This is a genomic window from Acinetobacter sp. YH12201 (genome assembly GCF_013418145.1).
Classification (GTDB): domain Bacteria; phylum Pseudomonadota; class Gammaproteobacteria; order Pseudomonadales; family Moraxellaceae; genus Acinetobacter.
Genome location: NZ_VPCP01000037.1, coordinates 1 through 24,543 on the forward strand (window position 1 = coordinate 1; position 24,543 = coordinate 24,543).

Below are 24,543 nucleotides of genomic sequence, written 5' to 3' on the forward strand. Positions count from 1 at the left end.
GATACAAGATTTGTATTCAATCCATGTTGCAAAGCGACTGAAGCAATTGAAACGTCCGGTGCTTTACAAGCCTGAACGATCTGCTGTTTAAATTCAGCACTGTATGTTCTTCGTTTTTTCGCAAGAGGTGCGATGGATGTCTGATTATTTGTAGTCATAAATTTAAGTCCCCACTTGTTTCTAAGTGGGGACTAAATTAAGGCTTATAGGATGAATTCAGAAGGTGTGTTCAGCGGACGCTTACAAATACAGAACCATTCTATTTGTTTGTTTTTTATGCAGTATATTTATAAAGCATTGTATAAATTACACACAATTATTTTTATTTTGTTCCGATAAATGGCGCATTCTCGAAAAGAGGCGCAATCATGCCCGAAGTGCAGGCATAAAAAAAGCGATCATTGGCATGACCGCTTTTTTATCATTCAAACTTGGGTTTAAATGCTCATATCTTCGCTAAGTGCTAGTGGATTCGGCAAAATTTTCGCCAATGCACGGCATAAAGTAGTCAGTTCAGCACTGTCATTTGGCATCAAGGTGATATGGCCAATTTTACGACCTTCACGCTCAGTCTTGTTATAAAGGTGCAAATGAGCGCCATTTAAAGCCAAGACATCTTCAGATTTAGGATGTTGACCAATAATATTGATCATCACCGTTGGACGAACCACTTCAGTTGAACCTAAAGGTAAGCCCGCCACCGCACGAATGTGGTTTTCAAACTGCGAGCAAACAGCACCTTCAATTGACCAGTGCCCCGAGTTATGCACGCGTGGTGCCATCTCATTGGCATACAAGCCCTTGTCAGTGACAAATAGCTCTAGCGTCAACACACCGACATAATTCAAATGATTCAGCAGACGAGTGATGTAGTCTTGTGCCACAGGCTGTAAATCGGCGCTGTTAGGTGCAGGCACAATTGAGTGCGACAAAATACCATTATGATGGTGGTTTTCTGCCAATGGCCAGGTTTTCACCTCACCATTTTGGCCACGTACCGCAATAATTGAAACTTCACGTGAGAAAGTCACAAAACTTTCTGCAATCAGTGAACCAGCCGGACCAAGCTCAGCCCATGCCTGATCAACCTGATCTACAGAACGCAGCACAAACTGACCTTTACCGTCGTAGCCACCTGTTGTCGTTTTCAAGACGATTGGCAAACCCAGTTCAGCAACAGCCACTTGTAAGGTTTCTAGCGAATCGACTGCCTTATAAGGCGCAACTGGAATCTCGAGTTGATCGAATAAAGCTTTTTCCAGCAAACGGTTTTGCGCAATAGCCAAAGCCTGACGCGGCGGGTGTAATTGTTTTTGCTGGGTTAAAATATCCACATCTGCAAGCGGGGTATTTTCAAACTCCAGACTAAATACATCCGCACTTTGAATAAATTCATTTAAACCATTTTCAGCTTGGCTTGAGATGACCTGACCCAGCGCTGCAGAAGGGCAATTTGTATTGGCTTCAAAGAAGGTGCATTGAATATTCAACGGTAGAGCAGCTTGCGCCATCATACGGCCGAGTTGACCACCACCAAAAATACCGATGGTTTTATCCATAACATGTGTCCCGTTTTAAGCTTGGCTTTAGTTTTGGCCTGGAATATTTTTGCTTGCCACTTTTTCAGTTTGCGCAGCGCGGAATTCAGCAACATTTTTTGCAATTTCAGGACGTGTTAAACCTAAAATTTGCGCTGCCATAATGGCTGCATTGGTTGCACCAGCAGGACCAATTGCCAATGTACCCACTGCGATACCAGCAGGCATTTGCACGATTGAAAGCAATGAGTCTACGCCATTAAGAATAGAAGATTTCACTGGTACACCCAGAACCGGTAAGTCGGTTTTTGCTGCACACATGCCTGGAAGATGCGCTGCACCGCCAGCACCGGCAATAATCACCTGAATACCACGTTCACGTGCTGTTTCAGCATATTCAAATAAACGGTCTGGGGTACGGTGTGCAGAAACAACTTCCGCTTCAAATGGGACGCCAAGCTGTTTCAGCATATTGGCAGTGTGTTCCAGAGTTGCCCAGTCAGATTGGGAACCCATGATAATTCCAACGAGAGGTTGAGTGTCTGCAGCAGCCGCATTCATTGCAAATGTTCCATAAACGAATGTAAGGAAGGATAAATCTCGACAAGAGCCAAGTTTTAAATGAATCACAAGCTCGCTATTATAGACTGATTTTTCATCTCACCAAAATTTAACAGCGCAAGCAGGCGGATATTTTCAATTTTTTTATAGAAATAGCTAAAAATAGGGCAGTGGCCAATTTATTGGCTACGAAATACAAAATAAATACAGCCCACCAAACAGAGCCCTGCCCACAAATAATCCAGTTTAAACGGCTGTTTAAACAGAAAAATCATAAAAGGCACAAAGACCAGCAAGGTCACCACTTCCTGGGTAATTTTCATTTGTCCCACAGCCCAGCCTTGTTGTGCAAGCAGGCGAGTGGCGGGAATCATAAAGCTGTACTCCAGCAGGGCGATCAGCCAGCCGAATAAAATCGCCTGCCAGATGGGTGCACCATGTAAAAATTTAAGATGACCATACCAGGCCAAAGTCATAAAGCAGTTGGAAATAATTAAAAGCAGCAGGGCAAAGTACATAGTCAATTGATCTGGAAGAACTGCAAATATTTTACGTTTTTCCAGTAAAAAAGCATGTGATTTCCGGACGGATTTTAGCGCGGAGAAATCCCGATCCAACAGCCCCCTAAACTACCGGATGCAATGCCGGGAATAGATACAAGAAAGACTATCTTTTCCGCAAAACCCTTGATATCGTTGCTTTCAAATTGAATCAATAATGACAACACCACCAATAACAACGTGATGTGTCTAAAAAGCAGTGGAGTTAAAACGCATGCATCTGCATATTTTGGGTATTTGTGGCACCTTTATGGGTTCGCTCGCACTATTGGCACGTGATTTAGGACATAAAGTGACGGGTTCGGATGCAAATGTCTATCCACCCATGTCAACCCAACTAGAAAATGCAGGCATTGGCTTAATGCAGGGTTATGACCGCAGTCATTTGCAGCCACATCCCGATCTGGTGATTGTCGGGAATGCCATGAAGCGCGGCATTGATGCGGTGGAATACATGCTCAATGAAGGTCTGCCTTATATTTCAGGTCCACAGTTCTTGGCCGATCATGTTTTACAAGGCAGACATGTGCTGGGTGTTGCAGGAACCCATGGTAAAACCACCACAACCACTATGCTGGCTTGGGTACTGGATCAGGCCGGTTTAAATCCGGGCTTTTTGATTGGCGGCGTACCTTTGGGTTTTAGTGAAAGTGCACGTTTAGGCGGCGGCAAATACTTCTGTGTGGAAGCAGATGAATATGATTCTGCCTTCTTCGACAAGCGTTCCAAGTTCGTGCATTACCATCCTAAAACCGCGATTTTGAATAACCTTGAATTTGACCATGCCGATATCTTTGATGATCTGGCTGCGATTCAAAAACAGTTCCATCATTTAGTACGGACCATTCCAAGTGAAGGCCGCATTATTGCGCCAATTACCGAAACCAATATTGATGAAGTTTTGCAGATGGGCTGCTGGACACCTGTGGTTCGCACTTCATTGGATGCCAATGACAAAGCGTTACTTTCTGCCGAACAGTTATTAAATGATGGTTCACATTTTAAAGTACTGGAAAATGGTATCGTTAAAGGTATCGTGAAATGGAACATGACCGGACAGCACAGTGTGGCCAATGCCTTGGCGACCATTGCAGCGGCGGAACATGTGGGCGTTTCGATCGAAACTGCATGTGAAGCACTTTCCAACTTTGGCGGCGTCAAGCGCCGTATGGAATTGCTGGATACGGTAAAAGGCATTGAGGTGTATGATGATTTTGCCCATCACCCAACCGCCATTGAAACCACGCTTGACGGCGCACGCAAACGCCTGGGTGAACGTAAACTGTGGGCCATTATTGAACCGCGCTCCAATACCATGCGTATGGGTAGCCACAAAGATGGTTTGGCGCATTCCGTACGTCTGGCGGATGAAGTAATCTGGTATCAACCGGAAGGGCTGGACTGGGATCTACAGCCGGTAATTGATGCCGCACCAAACAAAGCCGTGGTGGCACGTAGCTTAGATGACATCATTCAAACGGTTGTCTCTGAGGCAGGTGAGGGCGATGCTGTGGTGATTATGTCGAATGGTGGTTTTGGCGGATTACACCAGAAATTGATTAGTGCCTTACAGCAAAACGCTTAAACTTCTTTTCAGCCTGAACTTGATCAGGATCGTAGCCAATCGTTCTGCGGTCCTTCACTAACAAATTAATAAATCATATATTATTTTTTATTCAAATAACTATTTTGCTAATGACCTTGTCATCAAGACTTGTTAATTTAACTGGATAGCATCCCGCCAACATGACTGTTGCTATATAAGCCAGGCGGCTGGATGTCTTTTACAATAATCATTAAGAAGGATGGTCCCCATGTCAAATACAATGAAAGCAATGGTTTACTACGGCGCCAATGATATCCGCTTCGAAGAACGTCCTATCCCTACCATCCTGCATCCCGATGATGCGATTATCAAACTCACAAAAGTCACAATCTGCGGAACCGACCTCGGCATCTGGAAAGGTAAAAACCCCGAAATTGAACAGGTGGAAAAAGAAAAAACCGGCAGCTTTAATGGCCGCATTCTCGGTCATGAAGGCATCGGCATTGTAGAAGAAGTCGGTTCAGCCGTAAAAAACTTCAAGAAAGGCGACCGGGTAATTATTTCCTGTGTCAGCCGCTGTGGTACCTGTGAAAACTGCCAGAAACAGCTGTACGCGCATTGCCGTAATGAAGGGGGCTGGATTATGGGTTACATGATTGATGGCACCCATGCCGAATATGTCCGGACTCCATTTGCCGATACTTCACTCTATCATTTGCCAGAAGGCCTGAATGAAGATGTCGCAGTTTTCCTGTCTGATATTCTACCAACTTCACATGAAATTGGCGTGCAGTATGGTGATGTTAAACCGGGCGATAACGTGGCAATTGTCGGTGCTGGCCCGATTGGAATGAGCTGTCTGCTCACCGCACAATTCTATTCACCTGCCAATATTATTATGGTGGATACAGATGATAACCGACTGGAATTTGCCAAGACTGTAGGGGCTACCCATGTCATCAACTCTGCTAAAGAAGATGCCATTGCAAAGATTTTAGAGCTGACCGGTGGTCGTGGTGTTGACTGTGCCATTGAAGCAGTGGGTGTGGAACCGACCTGGAATATCTGCCAACATGTGGTGAAAGAGGGTGGCCATATTGCCAACGTGGGTGTGCATGGCAAACCCGTCAACTTTGAACTGAACAAGCTCTGGATCAAGAACCTGACCATCACCACCGGTCTGGTCAATGCCAACACCACCGGCATGCTGCTGAAAACCTGCTGTTCCGGCAAACTGCCACTGGAAAAACTGGCGACCCATCACTTTAAGTTTGCTGAGTTTGAAAAAGCCTATGATGTCTTCAAGCATGCCGCTGATGAAAAGGCACTAAAGGTGATGATCGACATGGCTTAAACTTTAAGTCTTCGATAAAAAAGTCCGCATCGCGGACTTTTTTTATTTTAGCCTGAATCAAAAATAGAAGAGTGGGCCTTTATTGGCCTGATGGCAGGTTCTGAATTTTATACCCTACTGCAAAGCCTTGATCTGCCAGATTTAAAAGCCAAATGACAGACAATCTCTCTATCGGCCAGCATCTTTAAACTTAGGCTACAACATCTGTAAAACTCTGATCACGTTTAAACATTACCTCCACATAGGAACAGGTAGGAATAATTTTTAACTGTTTTTCACGTGCAAATTCAACTAAAACATCTAACAATTTTCGTGCTACGCCTTGACCACGCAAACAATCATCCACCCAGGTATGATCAGCCACTATGGTATTTTCATTGCGCCAAACATAACTGATTTCTGCAATTCGTTGACCTGCATCATTCAAAGTAAAAAACTCACCTTGTTGGCCGTTATCCTTGTGTTGAAACTGCATCGCTAGTCCTCACTTTGTATTTGACTGGAACCAGAATACGTTAAAAGTAGATTATTTTAAAACAGTGTGAATAGATAAAATTTGCACAATTACAATAAATATGCGATTCTTCAGCCATATTTGGATGAAATCCAAAACAAAATTAAGTTGAACAAGGGGAGTAGCCTCCTCCAAACCTGATCATGATGCCGTTTTAAAATGATCAGGTGTCAGAATATCGTCATTACACTTTGCAAAAAGTCGGTATCTGAGCATCTGAATTTACATAATATGAATATTCAGATGTAGGCAAGACCTTGATCATGTTGACACAGATGTTTAAATCATCTGGCAACAGGTCAAGGTTTTTTTATGGCCGGTTGTCAGGTGTGGAGATTTTTATGGAATCCATTGGCAATTTATGGCTGTATTTAGCATTCTTCGGTTTAGTTGCCGTTATGCTCATCATCGACTTCTTGGGCTTTAGACAAAAACAGGGCCAAGAAGTCAAAATTAAAACCGCAGCGTACTGGAGTATGGCTTGGGTTTCTGTCGCCGTACTATTTGGTGGTGGCTTATGGTTTTACCTGCAACAGACAGCTGGGGTAGCCATCGCAAATACCAAAGTCATGGAGTATTTTGCTGGTTACTTATTAGAGAAATCCCTCGCGATTGATAACGTTTTTGTATGGCTGATGATTTTTGCTGCCTTCGCTATTCCTCCGGCATTGCAACGTAAAATATTGCTCTATGGGGTACTCGGCGCCATTGTATTACGTACCATCTTTATTTTTATTGGTGCCTGGTTCGTTCAGGAGTTCTCTTGGGTACTTTATATCTTCGGTGCTTTCCTGGTCTATACCGGCTTTAAATTTCTTAAAGGTCATGACGAAGACCCCAATATTGAAGATATGGCCTTACTCAAGTGGTTACGTAAACATATGCGTATTACCCCGCAGCTGGAAGGAGATAAATTCTTTGTCCGTCAAAACGGTCTGTTATGGGCCACGCCGTTATTTCTGGTCTTGATTTTGGTTGAAGCTTCCGATGTCATTTTTGCAGTAGATTCCATTCCGGCTATTTTCGCGGTTACCAGTGATCCCTTTATCGTATTAACTGCAAACTTAATGGCCATTTTAGGTCTACGTGCCATGTTTTTCTTGCTGGCAGGTGCAGCATCTAAAATGCATTACCTGCCGTATGGTCTCGGTATTATCCTGCTGTTTATTGGTTTCAAAATGTTGATGCTGGATGTGTTCCATATGCCAATCTGGATATCACTCGGCTTTATTGTGATTGTCCTGTCCATTACCGCATGGTTATCGATTCGCTACAACAAGCAACAACAGTCACTTTAATTTTTAAATAAAATGATTCGGCCTTTCATCTCATAAATGGAAGGCTTTTTTTATGCCCCCTATTTCAAGCGACTGGATATTTATAAGTAGAGTTTTTTATCCTTTAGCATGCAGCTCAATGCATCGCACAGGGGGAGAGGATTAACCCCATCAGATCGGGTTTAAGGGAAAAATTTCAGGTACAATCAATCGAAAAAATTCAAAATCGCAGGTTTTCAATGTCTTCTGTAGTTGCAACGACGGCGGTTCGCGGTCGCTTCCTAGATATTCAGAATACGGTTGCCCAAGCGCGTGATATTCACGACCAAGTGCGATATGTAGAAGATGGTTTACTGATTGCCGAAAATGGCAAAATTCGCTGGTTTGGCGACTGGCAAACCGGCCAGCAGCATATTCCGGCTGATGTCGAAGTTCATCACTATCCCGACAAGCTGATTGTACCGGGTTTTATTGATACCCATATCCATTTTCCGCAAACCGAGATGGTCGGGGCCTATGGGGAACAGCTGCTTGAATGGCTGAATACCTATACCTTTCCAACTGAATTGCAGTTTAAAGACAAAGCCTATGCCGACAAAATCGCGCAGTTTTTTGTCCAGGAGTTATTAAAAAACGGCACCACCACAGCTTTGGTTTTTTGTACAGTCCATGCGGAATCGGTCGATGCCTTATTTGCAGCCGCAGAACAGTATCAAATGCGTTTAATTGCCGGCAAAGTGATGATGGACCGTCATGCACCAGAAGATTTGTGTGACACGCCAGAGACTGCTTATCAGGACTCTAAGGCATTGATTGAAAAATGGCATGGCAAAGGCCGCAACCTGTATGCCATTACCCCACGTTTTGCACCGACCTCGACGCCAGAGCAACTGGCCAAAGCAGGGCAGCTGAAAGCCGAATATCCCGATGTGTATGTGCATACCCATTTAAATGAAAACAAGAATGAAATTGCCTGGGTCAAAGACTTATTTCCTGAGCAAAAAGGCTATCTGGATGTCTATCACCATTATGGTTTAACCGGGCAACGTTCGGTATTTGCCCACTGTGTACATTTAGAAGATACCGAGTGGGACTGTATGCATGCGACCGACTCAGCCATCGCCTTTTGTCCAACCTCAAATCTATTTTTGGGCAGTGGTTTATTTCCCTTAAAAAGAACCTGGGAAAAACAGGTCAAAGTCGGTTTGGGCACAGACATTGGGGCAGGGACGTCCTTCAGTCAGCTGCAAACCTTGAATGAAGCCTATAAAGTACAGCAGCTTCAGGGCGATAAACTCTCGGCATTTGAGTCTCTGTATCACGCGACCTTGGGCGGCGCCAAAGCGCTGGATCTGGAGGATAAACTGGGTAACTTTAACCTAGGCAAAGAAGCCGATTTTATTGTGCTGGATTTAAAAGCCACTGCACTGCAGGCACTGCGTCAGGAACATGCCAAAAGCATTGAAGATGCTTTGTTTGCCCTGATGACCATGGGCGATGACCGTAATATCCATGCCACCTATATTTATGGAGCAGCAGCCTATGTCAAAAAGTGAAGTGAGAAAAAAATCTGCTAAAAAGATCATTGTGTGGGCTGGAATTGCCCTGGTGTGTGCATTTTTACTGAAACGCGATACGGTGCAGCACAAGGTCTGATTAGATTTACGAGCGCAAAAAAGATGCATCTCTTAAACAGATGTATTAAAATTAAAACAACTTTAGAGGTGTTGCTGGTCAACACCTTTTTTATTTTTTGATTTGCTTTTAGGTATCTCCCCATGACCGTTCATATGAGTGTGATGATCTCAACTGAAGAAATTCAAGCCAAAGTCAAAGAGCTTGGTGCAAAAATTAATGCTCACTATGCCAATAGTGACAAAGAATTGGTGCTGATTGGTTTACTTCGCGGTTCTGTCATTTTTATGGCGGATTTATGTCGTGCAATCAGCAAACCACATGAACTCGATTTTATGACCGTATCCAGTTACGGTGGCGGTACGGTTTCAAGCCGTGATGTCAAAATTCTAAAAGATCTGGATGGTGAAATTCGCGGTAAAGATGTACTGATTGTGGAAGATATTATCGACTCTGGTAATACCCTGAGCAAAGTTCTAGAAATCTTGAGCACTCGCGGTCCCAACTCTATTGAACTGTGTACGCTCATCAGCAAACCTTCACGCCGTGAAATTGAACTTGAAGTGAAATTCCTGGGCTTTGAAGTGGAAGATAAATTTATTGTCGGTTATGGCTTGGACTATGATCAAAAATATCGCCATATTCCATTTATTGGTGAAATTGGTCTATAAGACAGACTGAAGATACTTAAAGTGGCCGAAGGCCACTTTTTTATGCTTTAAATTGCAACAGGCACAAAAAAACAACAGTTATTAGCAGGATTCATCTGTTTCGTGTTGGATAAATGATTAATTATAAAAATGAAAGCGAATTGAAAGTAAATAAATGATAACAAAAGAAGAAGACTGATGTGGTCACTGATCGTTGCAATCGTGGTCGGTTTTATTGCAGGTTTAATTGCACGCGCTATTCATCCAGGTAATGATAAAGCAGGATTTTTTATTACTGCCTTGCTCGGTATTGCAGGTTCTTTATTGGCCACTTATGGTGGACGCTTACTCGGACTGTATGGTGAAAACTCTGCAGCAGGTTTTATTGCTTCGGTGATCGGGGCCATCATTATTCTGTTTCTTTATAACCTGGTGACCAAGAATTCCAGGGGTTAAATACTCCATCACATAATGGAGTCACTCATAAAAAAGTACCGTACATGGTTTCAGTTAAGGAGTTTAGAAATAGACTCTTTAATTTTTTAGTAATTCATGGCGGAGTCTTACCATTTTAAATCAAACCCTTGCAGCTCATTTGTTACTTTGGTTTCGCCCAAAGTAACCAAAGGCATTTGTCATCCGCAAAACTCGTCAGCCACTATCAACTAGCAAATTCATCGCAGAAACAATCATTTTTTAATGTAGTCCTGCCTCAAACAGTTGCGGATGACTTTTCCACATATCAACTACAATCATGAATTTAAAAAGAAATGTCAGTCAATTTCTTAACTGACTGACATTACCGTACACGGTGCTTTTTTATAGTTCCTCGCATCAGCGCAGATCTATTTTATAAACCCAGTTCTTTCCAGATTTTTTCAATTTCCTGGGCAGGGTAGGCCCCCATGACTTTAAAGCCATTGGAGAAAACAATGGCTGGTGTCCCGGTTAAACCTAAAGTTTTACCTAAACTTAAATTACGCTCAATCGGATTGGCACAGCTTTTATTAGCATTGGGTTGAATGCCTTTAGCGATCAAATTTGACCAGGCCAAAGCTGGATCTTTCTCACAAAATACCTGTTTTGAAACCGCCACAGATTGAGTTTTAATAGGGTAAATAAAGGTGTAAATAGTCACATCCTTTAATTTGCTTAGTTCAGTCTCAAGCTGTTTACAATACGGGCAATTTGGGTCAGAAAAGATCGCAATCTGGCGTTTACCATTACCTCGCACGGTTTTGACTGCATCCTGTAACGGCAATTTTTTCCAGTCAACACTGTTCTGCTTCAGTATTAAATCTTTGGTCAGGTTTTTCTGATCACTTAATCGGAACATGGAACCGACCAGAATATGTTGAGCATCTTCCCCCAAATATACCACTTGGCCATCCATTGAGCCGCTATAAATCCCTTTCATTTCGGTGGTTTGAATATTTTCAATGTTTAGTTTGGGATGTTGCTTACTCAGGTTGGTTTTCACTGTATCGACATTTGCCAAAGTTAAAGTGGAAATAAAACTCACCAAGGCACATACCAATGTTTTTTTAATCATCTATTTTGCTCATCGCTTTAAAATCCTTCCCGCTGATTCTACTCAAAAACCAGCCAGGTAATCTTAAAATTTTAGCTCGCCTTACTGAAAATACACATATTTACCCAGCAAGGTTTCACGTGGAACATGGATTTAGCGTGGATTAATTTCTACCGAAACATGTACGATTTCCTCATGAATGGACAAGGCTGCACGAATCTGGTCTGCATTCAAATTGAAATCGGTGGCTAAAGCTAAAATGCAGGAGAATTTACCTTTGCCGACTTTCCAGACATGCAGGTCAGTAATTTCTACTAGAGGAAATTCTGCAATCACCTCGCGAATTTCTTCTACGACCGGATGATCCATTTCTGCATCCAGTAAGGTTTTTCCAGTTTCTTGAATGAGGCCCCAAGCCCATTTCGCCACCAGAATGGATCCGATGATGCCCAGTGCAGCATCCAGAAAAGTCCAATTCAAATACTTGGCAGCAAACAGGGCAATAATGGCAAAAACTGAAGTCACAGCATCGGCAACCACATGCATAAAAGCGGCTTTCTGGTTTAAGTCATGCTCGGTATGAGTATGCTCATTTTCATGATGATGGTGATGGTGATGGTGATGGTGATGGTGATGGTGATGGTGATCATCATGCAGTAACCATGCGCAGATTAAATTAATCACCAGGCCCAATATTGCAATCGGAATGGCTTGATTATAAAGAATATCAACCGGGTTGAGCAGTCGTTCAATCGATTGAAAGGCCATAAACACCGCCACCACCATCAACAAGATGGCGCTGCTATAGCCTGCCAAAATTTCAATTTTCCAGGTGCCAAAACTAAAACGATGATCCTGCGCATAACGACGTGCAGAACGGTAAGCAAAATAAGCCAGTCCCAGCGCCAGCATATGCGAACTCATGTGCCAGCCATCGGCCAGCAAGGCCATAGAGTTGTAAATCCAGCCACCAATCACTTCTAATAACATCATCACTGCCGTTAGAATGGTCGCCAATAAAATGCGTTTTTGTGCGAGCGGGTTGCCTTCATCAAACTGATGACTATGGGTTCGGGTCAATGGGGCGTCTTGCATAATCTAGATTTTCAATATACTCCCCCATAGTATATTTATTTTTGGAGAATAATGTTGGGTCATTTATATCAGGACAAGAAAATTCAGAATCGGGTCAAACGTTTACAAGGTCAGATTAATGCAGTGGATCTGGCTTTAAATACACCTGATGCTTCATGTATTCAAATATTGCAGCAGGCTGCCGCGATTAAAGGTGCGGTGAATGGTCTGATAAATGAGCTTATTGAAGCACATTTGCGTCATCACGTGATTGGAGAACAGACAGCAATTAATGAAACAGAACTGGAAGAATTTCTTAAATTATTAAAGCGTTATAGCTAAACTTCTTACATTTTATCCATTGACGCTATAGATCGATAACCAGTACGCTAAATTCTCCTTTTCTCCCCCCCTATTTGCCATTTTGAACGCTGTGGCAAATATTTTTGCGACACTCTATGACAAATCAACAATCCTGGCGCCCGTTTTTGATGGTGAGCCTGGCTCTTTGTATTGGAACGATGGGGACGGCACTGGCCAGCCCTTTATATCCCATCTATCAGCAACTTTGGCATCTGTTGCCGAGTCATATCACCTATATTTTTGTCACCTATATGTTGGGCTGTTTAGCCACGCTCCTGTTTTTAGGCCGTACCAGTAACAGCATTGGCTTTTTAAAAACCTTAGAACTTGGTTTGGTCATCATCACACTTGGGCTTCTACTGTCCATGTTTGCGAATAATCTGCTATGGCTGTCTTTGGGACGTTTTATTATCGGAATTGCCTCGGGATTGATGACTACATCAGCATTGATTGGTCTGATGTGGAGCATTCCTGAATCACATAAAAGCCATGCACCCCAGCTCAGTTCAGTAATTACCGCAGTTGGTTTTGGTTTAGGCCCATTGGTCGGTGGACTGATTGCCCAGTTTTCTGCTACACCGCTATTTACCCCGTATATTCCTATCATTGTTGGGGCAATGTTGTGCTTCGTAGGTTTGTTACGTCTGCCACAGCCTGAATTTAGCGCACAGGCATTCTCGATTGCACCGCATTTAGAACGTCCTGAAGCACAATTTCATGTTGAATTTTATATTACCGGTTTGACTGCCTTTTGTGCCTTTGCAGCGTTTAGCCTATTCGCTTCACTTTCTCCCTCATTTGTACAGTTCATCATTCCCTGGCATGGTCCTTTGGTCAGTGGATTAGCCATTACCTGTATTTTGCTAATTTCTGCCATGGTACAGTATTTTTCCAGATCGATTCCTGCAAGAAAATGCCTGAATTATGGGCTGTATACGCTGTTGTTCAGTTTATTGATCCTGGGTTTATGTATCTATCTACACTGGAGCTTTCTGTTTTTTATCAGTGATGTAATGGTTGGCGTTGGGCATGGATTAGCGCTGATCGGGGCATTTGGTTTAATTCATGCCATGACCAACCTGCACAACCGGGCTGCAGTCATGTCGACTTATTTATTTGTAGCCTATTTAGGCACCATTTTACCCATTCTTGCAGTGGGTTATCTTGCCGATCATTTTGGTTTAACCGCAAGCGTACTCAGTTTTTGTGCTGCGTTCTGTTTACTGTGTCTGTTTTTGTTAATTTGGCATAAAAAAATAAATGATAAATAATCATCCTCAGCTTTAATGATCTTGCCCAGAAGTTTAGGTTATACGCTCATTCTCAATAATATTGAATCCATTTTATTCCTCATCGACAGAATGGAAATGCTCAAATTCTAATTCAACTTTTCTTATATCTGGTGATTAATAACCGAATAAAATATCATGCCATCAGATGGATTTTGAGCATACACTGAAGCAGTCAATGACATAAAAAAGCACTAAGCCATTAAAACTTAATGCTTTTAAGTTAACACTATAACTTATTAGAATTTACTGAAATATAAAGGTAAATTGAAATTACTTTCCGATACAGAATGTAATAAATTAAATATAATTATTAAATATCAATAAATTAAAATTTTTAAAATATGATTGTGCCTAATACGTGACTAAATTTAAATTTTTATATTAAAAAAGGCTTCAATTAAAGAAGCCTTTTTTAAAAAAATTTAAAAATTGAAAGCAAGTCGCTCTACTGTCTTAGGCATATAACTTGTTAAAGCAGGCTGATTTACCAAACCGAGTAACTCATAGACTTGCCCACCAATTCCTGGAATTACTTCACCACTATTTGAATCTTTTTGTGAATCCTTTGCAAAATACACAAAATGAAACTTTGATGAAATATCAGATGGAAACTCTTTAATTAAAGACTTTTCTGAGTTTTTGTGAACAACAGGCGATACAATAAAAATTTGCTTTGCATTTTTAATTTGATTCAACATAGCAATTAAATTTGTACGCACAACACAACTACCAGACATTACTGACTTAACAATAATTACATTATCAGTTTGTTCGAATCCTGGTTCTATGAATTTATGAACAATAGGAGCAACACTATCTTTAGATGGTAATTGATAATGATTATTCCAAAAAACTGCTAATTTTGTGGAAATCTGATTTTTATTTAGTACTGACTTTACACCAGCTTGTAAAAAATCCGCATCTTCAGCAGTTGAAATTACCAAACACTTGTTTGATTTTCCTAATTCTGACACTAAAGATTCAGCCAATAACTTACCTAACTCTTCCATATGCACACGATAGTCTCTTGGATTGTTTTTTGAATCCAATAAACCTTGCAAATGATCTTTTGCTAAATTATTAGCAATACTGCTGTAAGTACGTTTGTTCATGCCCATTCTAAGCTCCTCCTGAAGGAGAAGAATCTAGAGATGAATCTATATCAACTAACTCACGACTGGTTATAGACATAAATAGCATCGCTAAATCTTTAGTATTAGTTATTTTCTGAATTTCTGACTCAGAAACTTGTAAGATTAAATCTAACGAAGCAGAGACTTCAAAGCCTGATGCTGCGTATAAATATATCCTATTAGATTGTAATCTATAAGTGAGGCCATGAGAAGATGTTGTTACAATTTGTTTAATCCAATCAGGTATTTCCTGATGAATAGCAGGTACATTTCTAAACTTTACAAATGGATTTGGCGATGCATTTGAACAAGCTTGTTCAAATATACTTTTAATATCTTGCGCATTTGTCCCTTGCAAAACCCCTAAAATTAACTTTGCAGCGTAATCAACTTGTGAAGTATCTTCAGTTTCAATCAAACTAGCAATATATGTTTTTAATTTCGTCTGATCTAAAAGCTCCACTAAAGTTTTACAATAAGGAAAGAAAATACATGTATTTAATTTTCTTAATCTTACAGGTATCTTGTTTAAATTATTATTTTGTTTCTTTTCACATGATACCAACAAATAATTTCGAGATTCAGTAATATTATGAAATTTCTTATCTAAAATTGTTTGTCTTTTACATCTAGTTGTTATTTCGCTACTCCAATCAGCAGCCGAACCAGAAGAATTTTTGGCTTGAAAATTATGTTTTATCGAATTTTCTAAATCCCAATGGCAAATATCATCAATAAAAGCCAACTCTTGACAGCTCAACAAATGTTTTTGATGATCGATATCTTGTGAAGCTAATTCAAATGCTCTATACAATTGAAAGAAGTTTTCATAATCCCTTCCTTTTGTATTATTAGTTCCCCCAATATGAATTTTTTTTAACTTTGAAAGTACTTTCTTCCCTAATTCTCTCTCTACAAATAATTCAATATTACTCAAACTAAAAATTCCCATTAATAGCAATAGCTTATATGAATAAAATATCTACAATCCCCACGATTATCAAATAATAATTTTCTTTATATTTAAACTCAACAATATATCCTACTAAATTGAAACACTGTAACAACGTTAAGTATATGATTTTTAACTAATTTAAATGTAACTTTAGTTAAAATAAAATCGTAACAAGTAACAAAATGTTACTTGTTACGATTAGGTCATATCATGTGTTACTAAATAAACCTTTATTTTTCAAATATGTTACTGAAGTTACTGCTGTTACTTTGTTTAATTCCACTTTTAGCTTCAATATCAAAGTTCATCATCACATTGGCATTAAAAACATAGAAACGGGCAACTTTATCTGACTCAGGTAAACGTTTTACTTTAGTCATCAACTTACCATCCGTATCAATCCAGCCATATTTTTTCAATACTTTTGCAACTACTTTTGGATTGAGCGACTTACATATTTCTTGTTTAAAATTTTCAGGATAAACGTAAAACTGACGTTCGTCTGACTCTACTTTAACAAACCCCATCCGATTAAATATTTTAGTCTGCTCGCTAAATTCAGTATTAATAAACTCAAATCGACTACTACCATGAAGTGTAAAAAAAGTACGAACCTGATTCAAAATTTCCTCATCTTCATAATCACCAACTTGTTCAAAATTGCTAAGCCAATGATTAAAAATATTCTTAACTGATCTAATTGCTGTACCTGATTTCCATCCTGTAATACCTGTAATACCTGAAATTGTTGCCATTTCACCACTGACAGCAACCAAAGCAAAATAGTTTGCAACACGAATAATATGACCTTGTTTATGCTGTCCAATTAGCACCTGGGCATATTCATCAAGTAAATTATTTGCCATTTCTGTTGCTTTAACTTTATCTGAAGTCAAATACTGTAACCAAGTCGCCCCAGCCACTCCATAATATTTTTTGATATTACTATTCATCAGCAGTGCTTGTTGAGCTGCATTTTCTGAAAAATTAATTTGATCAAAAATACCGTGTTCAGACTGATCTATGTCAATATTAATTAATCGAATTTCCTGCCCTAGCTTCGCTTGTTGACCAGCTTCACTCATCAGTTCAGACAGTGTTTTTTCACCGCTAGAAAGAAATACAAGTCGCCATCGAGCTGTCTCACGTACAGTCAAACTTTTTGTCATCCGACCTTTACCTGAGCCATTGATCAGCATGTAAACAATATTACCCAAATCTTTTGGATTCGGAATTTCACCAATTTCATCCAATACAAGTAAACCATCATTATGAGTAAATGCTGTTTGTTCCAAGGCATTACTTGTATTGCGCCAAGTGTGATAATACGATTCAGGATTACCCCATACAGAACAAGCTAGAAACACGGCAGTACTTTTACCCTTAGATGACTTACCTTTAAAATGTATACCGGCTCCATGACGACCTAAAGGTTCCAATAATTGACCAGTAAAGGCACTAGAAACAGCTAAAACTAAAAAATCATGGTTTTCAGCATATTTAGATACATTATCCTGCCATTCATTTAATGAACCTTTTTGCACATATTTATCCATGATGCTGTGAGTAGACTGATAAACGATGAGTTCACCATTATTACTATTACCAACAACTTTACTTGGCAAAATATATTGCTGATCATGCCATCCAACTTTGTTGACACATATTGCAAATTTATCAACTGGGTAGTTGGCTATGTACGTTTGAAATAATTCACGAGCTGCTCTGGCAGTAGAAAGCGTTACCCCCATCTGTGCAAGGGCTTTACGCATATCTGAGCCATCTGTTTGTAGCGTTTCCATAGGTAAAGCCCACGTATGTTCCACATTTGCATCATCGACCCATTTAAGCAATCTTCCCCAATCATTTGAGGTCTCATCTCGTGTTTTAGCTAAAATTAAAACAGGGGTAGATAACCAAAATTGATCCAATTCACCATCACGCATTCTTAAATAATGTATACCATCTGTTGTAATCTCAAACTGACCATTATTGTGGGGCATAGGTGCGGCTAAAAACTTACTTTGCTTGTGCGGTTCAACTACATCAGCTTTTTCAATCTGTTTAAAATCAATCAACTTATACGGAACTGTAGAAAGATTCTGGACATCGCTGATTGACGTATCTAATCCAATCACCCCACGGTTAGCGACCCAATCCATGATGTCATCTTTAGCTTCTAAATTGAGATCATCCAATTTAATTACAGAAACCAACGTATTTTTTTCACAAACAGCTTCATTCAAAGCATCTAAAAATTTTAATCCTGGTTCATCATTATCAGGCCACACAATAATTGAACGACCAAATAACGGACTCAAGTCTGTTTTAGTGACACTTTGGCAACCACCAGTGGTAGTTGCATATAAACCAAGTTTGTTTAAATAATCAGCTTTTTGTTCACCTTCAACAACATATATCGGCTGATCTTTTGCGGTTGAAATCCTAGATAAAGCATATAATGGTTTTTTTCCCTTACCTTGTGAAAAAACCATATTAAAATCAGGTTCTTTTAAAACAAATCCGCCATCTTTTTCTGAGAATGATCGTATAAACTTTTCGCCACTTACTGGATTTTTAGCCCGCAACTTCCAATAAATCACATCACCATTTTCATCAGTATATTCAAAAATAGTCTCAAAATTAAAACCCTTCTGGTTCGCCACTATTGATCGTGCAAAAAGTTCAGCGCGCTCATGCATTAATTGTGTATTTTTCATTCGCATTTCTCCCAAGCGCCTAATTCTTTGCATGCTTCAATAAAACTTAATTTTTTAAATTTCATATGAAATGCAATTAAGTCACCACCTTTGGTTCCACATGCAAAACAATTAAAACAACCAAGGTTCAAATTAATACTCAAACTCGGATTTGTATCATCATGAAAAGGGCAGAGTATCATCGACCAAGTTTTCGATCTGTCATGATCAAAACCATGCTCAGATAAATACACAGGCACTCTTGGGAGCAGATCTTTGTTCAGTCTAAATTTATATTTTTGATTTTTATGATTTGGATAGGACATTATTTATCCCCCCATATTTTTAAATCGTTATTTTTGGCAATACGATCTTCGATCCATGAATCTACTTCAGACTCAATCCAAGCAACTCGACGTATCGATAAATGTATGGGGTAGGGGAATTTGCTCTGTTTCATCAGGGCATAAATTGAGGAAGCACCTAAACCAGTCTTGATTTGTACTTCTTTACGGCGAATTAAACGTGTTTTTTCAGTGCTACTTAGAAGAATATTATTCATCTGATTACCTTGATATTAATATAAGGGGTTTCAGACAAATTTTTACGTTTTAAATTTCAACCAACTTTTATAAGGTTGCATATGCCCTGTGGGCTTTAAAATAAATTCAACAGTCAATTTTGACGTTGACAAAATAAGGTACGAGCATTAAAGACAAAAAATTTGTCATTCAATTCAGCAACTTGTAAGGCTGCTGCCATATTGATTTAATAAAAATCAATGAGGCTAATTTAAGGTATAAATTTTAAATTGCAAATACTTTTTTCAACTATCGTGTACATACATCAATTTTAAAAATAAAAAAATCAATAAAACTAATATCAATAAAATTATTTAATCAAAGGTATGCTACCGATAAGATCGTAAATGTAATCACTCCACTTTTGAAGCATATCAATACGTTGTTTTTTATAAGATGCTTTATTATAAACACCTCTGACACCTTTGATCGTATGGTTCAAACTAGCTTCAATCACATCAGTGTTAAAACCTTGCTCATGTAAATGAGTACTAGCTGTTCGACGTAGATCATGAATAGTAAATGGCGGTAAAGTTGTAAGTTTCAAAACATTTTTTTGTGCTGTATTAAATGCATTGTGACTGATATGTGTACCTGATTTCCGCCCAACAAATACATAAGGTTCATTGCCAGCAATAACTTTTAATGCATTTAATATTGAAATGGTTTGGTCAGACATATACACAATCATTTCGCGAGAATGACCTGAATTACCATCCCCCTTAGTCTCAGGTATTAGCCAAGTTTTATTCACAAAATCGACGTGTTCCCATTTCGCTTTTAATAATTCTGATTTCCTCACAAGGGTCAGCAATGATAATAAAAGACCATATTTCCGGGCCTTATAAATTCTTGAAGTAAAAACAGCAGTATAAAAATCTTTAATCTCTGCTTCCGTTAGAAATCGGTCTCGGGGTTTAGCTTTACAAACATGCCGAGTCGGTATCGACAACACGGGATTAAATTGAATCATTCCTAATGTTACCGCGTAATCAAGCATCCTCTTTAACAAACCTCGTACCTGATTGGCAGCGGCATCATAACCTTGATCTTTTTTACGCCATATTACTTTTCTAACTTCATCAACAGTTACCAACTTCAATGGTAATTCACCAATTAATGGGTAAATATCATTTTTTAAACACAGCATCATATTGTAAGTGCTTTTTCTATCTTTACTAATCACTTCATTCAAATAACGCTCACCATAATCTTTGAATCGTATGCTGTTACTGTTACCTATTTTTTTATCATTTTTTTCTTTTTTGGGAGATATCCCTTTAGCAACCATTGAAGCTGACTCATCTCGAACCTGTCTAGCATCCTTCAATGACAAGTCAGGATAACGGCCTATAACAAGTCTTTCTTGCTTGCCATTAAGTGAATAACGATAGTGCCATGACTTAACGCCTGATTCCTTCACCTCAATAAACAGCCCATTATTTAGCTTGTCTTTAACTGAATATCGCTTGTCCTGTGGTTTCAGGTTTTGAATCTCTCTATCAGTAGAGAAAGATAGGCCGTTTATCTTTGGCATTACTTTAGTCACTCAGGCATAAAAATAAGGTTTTATTGTCACGTAACTATAAGGTGACTAAAAAAATCATAGCACTAGATGAACGCATAGAACATATTGGAACAATAAAAAAGTATAAAAAAAGCACTAAGTTATTATAACTTAATGCTATTTAATTCTCACTGGAACTTATTAGAACTTACTGGAATATGGGCTTAAATTGAAATTACTTTCCGATACAGAACGACCCAAAGATCTTGCCTAATAAGTCATCTGCACTGAAGTCCCCGGTAATTTCACCCAAGGCATTCTGGGCAAGTCGCAATGACTCCGCCACCAGTTCACCGGCATGGAACACCACCAGTTGTTCACGCGCTTCTGCCAGATAGTGCTGAGTGCGCTTCATTGCGTCTAAATGGCGGGTACGGGCAATAAAGGTATCTTCTTCCGGCTGGAAGCCTGCATGCGCTGTAATCACATCTATGAGCGACTGCACCCCGGTTTCCTGCTTGGCAGAAACGGTAATATGACGGAAACCTTGATAATCACCAATTGCAGCAGTTGCACCGGTTAAATCACACTTGTTGGCGATCAGTATTAAACGGCGTGGTTCCAAATGTTCGGCAAAATAGTTTTGTGCCAATTGCAGCGGATCTTCCCCTTGGCTTAAGTCATAGACCAGTAGCAACAAATCGGCTTGTTCAATTTCTTTAATCGCACGGCGAATACCTTCTTTTTCCACCACATCACCGGTTTCACGTAAACCAGCGGTATCGGTCAGCGTAATTGGCAAGCCATTCAAGGTGATTTTTTCATGCAACACATCACGGGTTGTACCGGCAATATCGGTCACAATGGCACGTTCATTTCCGGCCAAGGTATTTAATAAGGAAGATTTACCTGCATTCGGTTTACCGGCAATCACCACCTGTAAACCTTCACGCAATAACTGACCTTGGCGTGCAGACTTTTGTACCGCAGTCACTGAACTTTGCACATCTTCAAGCAAAGCCAAAATTTTACCATCAGCCAAAAAATCGATTTCTTCTTCAGGGAAATCAATGGCAGCTTCCACATGTAAACGCAGGTGAATCAATTTTTCTAAAACAGTGTTCACTCGGGTCGAAAACGCCCCTTGTAAAGAACGAACTGCTGAACGGGCGGCGGCTTGTGACGTAGCATCAATCAAATCGGCAATCGCTTCGGCTTGAACCAGATCCAGCTTGCCATTTTCAAAGGCACGCATGGAAAATTCACCCGCTTTAGCCGCAATCGCGCCCAATTCAAGTAAACGACCAAGTAGGGCATTTTGAATCACTGGGCCCCCATGCCCCTGTAACTCCACCACATCTTCACCAGTAAACGAGTGTGGGTTAGGGAAGCAAATGGCCAGGCCTTCATCCATGACTTCACCAGATGCATCATAAAACTGACGGAAACCGGCGAAACGGGCCTTAGGCAAAGCGTTTCGGGTTAAAGCTTCAGCAATGGCATAAGATTTTGGACCCGACAGACGAATTACCCCCACGCCACCGCGCCCAGGCGGAGTTGCAATTGCAGCAATCGTAGTAAGGTTTTGCATAAAATTCACCTAAAAAATCCCAAATCACAGCCAAAGAAAAATCCGCCTAAGATTACCATCTTAAGCGGATTTATTCAGCTATTCGCAATCAGTCGTTACTTAAACCACGTCGCGTTTTTCGCGTTCTTTCGCCACACCTTTGTTGATCAGGCTTTGCTGCAAGATGGTAATACTGTTGTTGACAATCCAGTACAACACCAAGCCCGCAGGGAAGAACAACATAAATACGGTGAAGACAATCGGCATGATCTTGAAGACTTTTGCCTGCATCGGATCAGCCGGTTGCGGATTTAAAGACTGCTGAATAAACATGGTCGCACCCATCAGTAACGGCAGGATAAACCACGGATCCATTGCAGATAAATCTTGAATCCAAGCCAACCAAGGTGCATGACGCAGTTCTACTGATTCCATCAATACCCAGTACAAGGCCAAGAAAATCGGCATTTGTAACAGCAATGGCAAGCAACCCGATAATGGATTGATCTGTTCACGTTTATACAGCGCCATCATTTCTTGCGAGAAGCGCATACGGTCTTCACCGAATTCTTCTTTCATGCGTTGCATTTCAGGTGCAATCACACGCATTTTCGCCATAGAGCGGTAGCTCTTGGACGACAATGGCCAAAGAATCAGTTTGACCAATACGGTCAACAGGATAATTGACCAGCCCCAGTTGCCGACAATGTTATGGAAGAATTGAAGGCCCAAGAACAATAATTTGGCAATTGGCCATAACCAGCCATAATCGACAGTTTGATTCAAGCCGACAGCCAAGTCTTTTAATTCAGACTGTACTTTAGGACCTGAATAGAATGTCGCATCCACTTCCGCCGTAGTACCTGCAGGTACATTCATGGTCGGTGAAGTAAAACCAATAATGTTCATATTATCGGTAGATTGGCGAGATTCCAGTTTGGCACTATAAGGCTGACCATTGGCTTGAGTCAGTTTAAGATCACCCGGAATCCAGGCACTGACAAAATAATGCTGCACTACAGCAACCCAGCCACCTTTGGCTTCAACATTCAACTTTTCATCGTTGAAGTTGGCAAATTTCAGCTTGTTATAATGTTCATCTGGCGTTCCCCACGCACCACCTAGGAATGTGCCGAGTGTGAAAATACCTTGGGAAGATTTACCCGGGTCATCCGAATTGTCACGTTTGATCTGACCAAACATCTGGCCTTGCCAGTTCTGGCCACTACGGTTGACCACTTTGTGGCTGACCATAACCGGATATTCACCTTGCTTGAAGGTAAAAGTCTTAATGATCTCTACACCGTCAGCAGTTTTGTAGACCATCGGTACCGATAAAACCTTAACCGCTTGACCATCTTTGTTCTTTTCCGCTTTGGCATCTGCCAGTGTATAAGATCCTTTTTCAATCTCATATACAGGACGACCATTGCGGTTACTGTCTGGTCCATTTAAACCAATCAATCCAGACTGAGCAACATAAGTCCGTTGTGCATCGCTTTCCAGCATCACGAACGGCGCATTACTGTCTTTGTCTTTATCGTGGTTCAATAATTCAATACGAACAATGTCACCCCCTTTAGGATTAATCCAAAGATGATAAAGGTCAGTTTGTACTGAAATAAGCTGTTGACTTACAGGTGCAGTGGCATCTGTTGTAGTTTGCTGAGTCGCAATATTCGCTTGAGGCATGTCAGACGCAGTAGCAGCGGTTTGACCATTTGGCAAATCTGCAGATACTTCATGTGAAACGACGGCAGTTTGTTGCTGCGGTTTAGTTTCTGCATGACCATAATCCTTTTGCCAAGCCAAAATAAGCAAATATGCGACGACAAACATGGCCCCTAGAATTGCAAACCTGGCCCATTGTTGCATATCTATTATCCCAAGTAGTTAGAGTGATTTCGGTTCAATAAACGATCACGAAAGGGTACAACAACGTGAAGCGTTTGAGAATCTATTTGCTGAAATGAAATAAAACGAATTGCCTTTGGCGGAACCGGATCATATCCCGAGCCCCCCCAAGGATGACAACGACAAATACGCTTAGTAGCTAACCACACACCACGCACAGCACCATAACAATGGACTGCTTCCAAAGAATATTGAGAACATGTGGGAATATAACGACAGCGGGGTCCCAATAAAGGACTAATCGCGATCTGATAGAATCGAATCAACCAATGCAGTAAACGTACCATTG

At 40.4% G+C, this 24,543-nt stretch carries 24 protein-coding genes; 8 read left to right on the top strand and 16 right to left on the bottom strand.

The window, feature by feature from the left end; all coding sequences use genetic code 11:
- From FTU91_RS08870 to FTU91_RS08885, 4 genes are all read right to left on the bottom strand, one after another.
- Positions 1-158, bottom strand: a 158-nt coding sequence (locus FTU91_RS08870) for a helix-turn-helix domain-containing protein (protein ID WP_180081851.1), incomplete at its 3' end; no start/stop codon positions are given.
- A 279-nt stretch (positions 159-437) separates the two neighbouring features.
- Positions 438-1,559 (bottom strand): 5-(carboxyamino)imidazole ribonucleotide synthase, encoded by a 1,122-nt coding sequence (locus tag FTU91_RS08875; RefSeq protein ID WP_180081853.1) that lies wholly within the window; start codon positions 1,557-1,559, stop codon positions 438-440.
- Positions 1,560-1,586: 27 nt separating this feature from the next.
- Entirely contained in the window at positions 1,587-2,099 is a 513-nt protein-coding gene (gene purE / locus FTU91_RS08880) for a 5-(carboxyamino)imidazole ribonucleotide mutase (RefSeq protein ID WP_092820923.1), read from the bottom strand.
- Between the two features lie 179 nt (positions 2,100-2,278).
- Positions 2,279-2,617, bottom strand: coding sequence for a DMT family protein (locus tag FTU91_RS08885; protein WP_180043258.1), 339 nt, complete (start codon positions 2,615-2,617; stop codon positions 2,279-2,281).
- 256 nt (positions 2,618-2,873) lie between these two features.
- Here FTU91_RS08885 and mpl point away from each other — a divergent pair, with 256 nt between their 5' ends.
- Together mpl and FTU91_RS08895 are read left to right on the top strand one after the other, a co-directional pair.
- A complete protein-coding gene (gene mpl, locus FTU91_RS08890; RefSeq protein WP_180081855.1) occupies positions 2,874-4,244 on the top strand; it encodes a UDP-N-acetylmuramate:L-alanyl-gamma-D-glutamyl-meso-diaminopimelate ligase in 1,371 nt (456 codons plus the stop codon).
- A 229-nt stretch (positions 4,245-4,473) separates the two neighbouring features.
- Entirely contained in the window at positions 4,474-5,559 is a 1,086-nt protein-coding gene (locus FTU91_RS08895; protein WP_180043252.1) for a zinc-dependent alcohol dehydrogenase family protein, read from the top strand.
- 190 nt (positions 5,560-5,749) lie between these two features.
- Here FTU91_RS08895 and FTU91_RS08900 read toward each other — a convergent pair whose 3' ends face one another.
- A complete protein-coding gene (locus FTU91_RS08900; protein ID WP_180043251.1) occupies positions 5,750-6,034 on the bottom strand; it encodes a GNAT family N-acetyltransferase in 285 nt (94 codons plus the stop codon).
- Between the two features lie 380 nt (positions 6,035-6,414).
- Between FTU91_RS08900 and FTU91_RS08905 the strand changes: the two genes are divergently transcribed.
- The 4 genes from FTU91_RS08905 (at position 6,415) to FTU91_RS08920 (ending at position 10,091) form a co-directional block, all read left to right on the top strand.
- Positions 6,415-7,371 (top strand): TerC family protein, encoded by a 957-nt coding sequence (locus FTU91_RS08905; RefSeq protein ID WP_086197599.1) that lies wholly within the window; start codon positions 6,415-6,417, stop codon positions 7,369-7,371.
- Positions 7,372-7,589: 218 nt separating this feature from the next.
- The gene (guaD, locus tag FTU91_RS08910) at positions 7,590-8,906 is read left to right on the top strand and encodes a guanine deaminase (RefSeq protein WP_180043250.1); all 1,317 of its coding nucleotides are present in this window, start codon (positions 7,590-7,592) and stop codon (positions 8,904-8,906) included.
- Positions 8,907-9,128: 222 nt separating this feature from the next.
- Complete coding sequence (gene hpt / locus FTU91_RS08915; protein WP_180043249.1) at positions 9,129-9,656, top strand: hypoxanthine phosphoribosyltransferase; 528 nt, start codon at positions 9,129-9,131, stop codon at positions 9,654-9,656.
- A 177-nt stretch (positions 9,657-9,833) separates the two neighbouring features.
- The gene (locus FTU91_RS08920; protein WP_086197596.1) at positions 9,834-10,091 is read left to right on the top strand and encodes a GlsB/YeaQ/YmgE family stress response membrane protein; all 258 of its coding nucleotides are present in this window, start codon (positions 9,834-9,836) and stop codon (positions 10,089-10,091) included.
- Between the two features lie 394 nt (positions 10,092-10,485).
- On the opposite strand, the gene FTU91_RS08925 is transcribed toward FTU91_RS08920, so the two are convergent.
- Positions 10,486-11,187 (bottom strand): DsbC family protein, encoded by a 702-nt coding sequence (locus FTU91_RS08925; RefSeq protein WP_180043248.1) that lies wholly within the window; start codon positions 11,185-11,187, stop codon positions 10,486-10,488.
- 132 nt (positions 11,188-11,319) lie between these two features.
- Positions 11,320-12,261, bottom strand: coding sequence for a CDF family Co(II)/Ni(II) efflux transporter DmeF (gene dmeF, locus FTU91_RS08930; protein WP_180081864.1), 942 nt, complete (start codon positions 12,259-12,261; stop codon positions 11,320-11,322).
- Positions 12,262-12,315: 54 nt separating this feature from the next.
- Here dmeF and FTU91_RS08935 point away from each other — a divergent pair, with 54 nt between their 5' ends.
- Positions 12,316-12,582, top strand: coding sequence for a metal/formaldehyde-sensitive transcriptional repressor (locus tag FTU91_RS08935; protein WP_086197612.1), 267 nt, complete (start codon positions 12,316-12,318; stop codon positions 12,580-12,582).
- A 116-nt stretch (positions 12,583-12,698) separates the two neighbouring features.
- Entirely contained in the window at positions 12,699-13,874 is a 1,176-nt protein-coding gene (locus FTU91_RS08940) for an MFS transporter (protein WP_180081866.1), read from the top strand.
- 443 nt (positions 13,875-14,317) lie between these two features.
- Here the strand turns inward: FTU91_RS08940 and FTU91_RS08945 are convergent, their stop codons facing one another.
- The 9 genes from FTU91_RS08945 to yidD form a co-directional block, all read right to left on the bottom strand.
- Positions 14,318-15,007 (bottom strand): hypothetical protein, encoded by a 690-nt coding sequence (locus FTU91_RS08945; protein ID WP_257221702.1) that lies wholly within the window; start codon positions 15,005-15,007, stop codon positions 14,318-14,320.
- A gap of 7 nt (positions 15,008-15,014) precedes the next feature.
- Positions 15,015-15,965, bottom strand: coding sequence for a hypothetical protein (locus FTU91_RS08950; protein ID WP_180081870.1), 951 nt, complete (start codon positions 15,963-15,965; stop codon positions 15,015-15,017).
- 248 nt (positions 15,966-16,213) lie between these two features.
- Positions 16,214-18,703, bottom strand: a complete 2,490-nt coding sequence (locus FTU91_RS08955; RefSeq protein ID WP_180081872.1) for a DUF927 domain-containing protein — start codon at positions 18,701-18,703, stop codon at positions 16,214-16,216.
- The gene (locus tag FTU91_RS08960; protein WP_180081874.1) at positions 18,700-19,008 is read right to left on the bottom strand and encodes a CHC2 zinc finger domain-containing protein; all 309 of its coding nucleotides are present in this window, start codon (positions 19,006-19,008) and stop codon (positions 18,700-18,702) included. The genes FTU91_RS08955 and FTU91_RS08960 overlap by 4 nt, the downstream gene beginning before the upstream one ends.
- Positions 19,008-19,244: an AlpA family transcriptional regulator gene (locus tag FTU91_RS08965; RefSeq protein WP_180081876.1), complete on the bottom strand. Its 237-nt coding sequence runs from the start codon at positions 19,242-19,244 to the stop codon at positions 19,008-19,010. The genes FTU91_RS08960 and FTU91_RS08965 overlap by 1 nt, the downstream gene beginning before the upstream one ends.
- A gap of 329 nt (positions 19,245-19,573) precedes the next feature.
- Positions 19,574-20,800, bottom strand: coding sequence for a tyrosine-type recombinase/integrase (locus FTU91_RS08970; RefSeq protein WP_180081878.1), 1,227 nt, complete (start codon positions 20,798-20,800; stop codon positions 19,574-19,576).
- Positions 20,801-21,005: 205 nt separating this feature from the next.
- A complete protein-coding gene (gene mnmE / locus FTU91_RS08975) occupies positions 21,006-22,361 on the bottom strand; it encodes a tRNA uridine-5-carboxymethylaminomethyl(34) synthesis GTPase MnmE (RefSeq protein WP_180081880.1) in 1,356 nt (451 codons plus the stop codon).
- Between the two features lie 99 nt (positions 22,362-22,460).
- A complete protein-coding gene (yidC, locus tag FTU91_RS08980; protein WP_180081882.1) occupies positions 22,461-24,215 on the bottom strand; it encodes a membrane protein insertase YidC in 1,755 nt (584 codons plus the stop codon).
- A gap of 5 nt (positions 24,216-24,220) precedes the next feature.
- A complete protein-coding gene (gene yidD, locus FTU91_RS08985; RefSeq protein ID WP_166171660.1) occupies positions 24,221-24,541 on the bottom strand; it encodes a membrane protein insertion efficiency factor YidD in 321 nt (106 codons plus the stop codon).
- Positions 24,542-24,543: the final 2 nt, after the last annotated feature.

Bases quoted from the DNA above. Each gene is read 5' to 3' on its own strand.
- FTU91_RS08875 (WP_180081853.1), bottom strand. From the start codon at position 1,559: ATGGATAAAACCATCGGTATTTTTGGTGGTGGTCAACTCGGCCGTATG.
- purE (WP_092820923.1), bottom strand. From the start codon at position 2,099: ATGAATGCGGCTGCTGCAGACACTCAACCTCTCGTTGGAATTATCATG.
- FTU91_RS08885 (WP_180043258.1), bottom strand. From the start codon at position 2,617: ATGTACTTTGCCCTGCTGCTTTTAATTATTTCCAACTGCTTTATGACT.
- mpl (WP_180081855.1), top strand. From the start codon at position 2,874: ATGCATCTGCATATTTTGGGTATTTGTGGCACCTTTATGGGTTCGCTC.
- FTU91_RS08895 (WP_180043252.1), top strand. From the start codon at position 4,474: ATGTCAAATACAATGAAAGCAATGGTTTACTACGGCGCCAATGATATC.
- FTU91_RS08900 (WP_180043251.1), bottom strand. From the start codon at position 6,034: ATGCAGTTTCAACACAAGGATAACGGCCAACAAGGTGAGTTTTTTACT.
- FTU91_RS08905 (WP_086197599.1), top strand. From the start codon at position 6,415: ATGGAATCCATTGGCAATTTATGGCTGTATTTAGCATTCTTCGGTTTA.
- guaD (WP_180043250.1), top strand. From the start codon at position 7,590: ATGTCTTCTGTAGTTGCAACGACGGCGGTTCGCGGTCGCTTCCTAGAT.
- hpt (WP_180043249.1), top strand. From the start codon at position 9,129: ATGACCGTTCATATGAGTGTGATGATCTCAACTGAAGAAATTCAAGCC.
- FTU91_RS08920 (WP_086197596.1), top strand. From the start codon at position 9,834: ATGTGGTCACTGATCGTTGCAATCGTGGTCGGTTTTATTGCAGGTTTA.
- FTU91_RS08925 (WP_180043248.1), bottom strand. From the start codon at position 11,187: ATGATTAAAAAAACATTGGTATGTGCCTTGGTGAGTTTTATTTCCACT.
- dmeF (WP_180081864.1), bottom strand. From the start codon at position 12,261: ATGCAAGACGCCCCATTGACCCGAACCCATAGTCATCAGTTTGATGAA.
- FTU91_RS08940 (WP_180081866.1), top strand. From the start codon at position 12,699: ATGACAAATCAACAATCCTGGCGCCCGTTTTTGATGGTGAGCCTGGCT.
- FTU91_RS08945 (WP_257221702.1), bottom strand. From the start codon at position 15,007: ATGAACAAACGTACTTACAGCAGTATTGCTAATAATTTAGCAAAAGAT.
- FTU91_RS08955 (WP_180081872.1), bottom strand. From the start codon at position 18,703: ATGAAAAATACACAATTAATGCATGAGCGCGCTGAACTTTTTGCACGA.
- FTU91_RS08960 (WP_180081874.1), bottom strand. From the start codon at position 19,008: ATGTCCTATCCAAATCATAAAAATCAAAAATATAAATTTAGACTGAAC.
- FTU91_RS08965 (WP_180081876.1), bottom strand. From the start codon at position 19,244: ATGAATAATATTCTTCTAAGTAGCACTGAAAAAACACGTTTAATTCGC.
- FTU91_RS08970 (WP_180081878.1), bottom strand. From the start codon at position 20,800: ATGCCAAAGATAAACGGCCTATCTTTCTCTACTGATAGAGAGATTCAA.
- mnmE (WP_180081880.1), bottom strand. From the start codon at position 22,361: ATGCAAAACCTTACTACGATTGCTGCAATTGCAACTCCGCCTGGGCGC.
- yidC (WP_180081882.1), bottom strand. From the start codon at position 24,215: ATGCAACAATGGGCCAGGTTTGCAATTCTAGGGGCCATGTTTGTCGTC.
- yidD (WP_166171660.1), bottom strand. From the start codon at position 24,541: ATGGTACGTTTACTGCATTGGTTGATTCGATTCTATCAGATCGCGATT.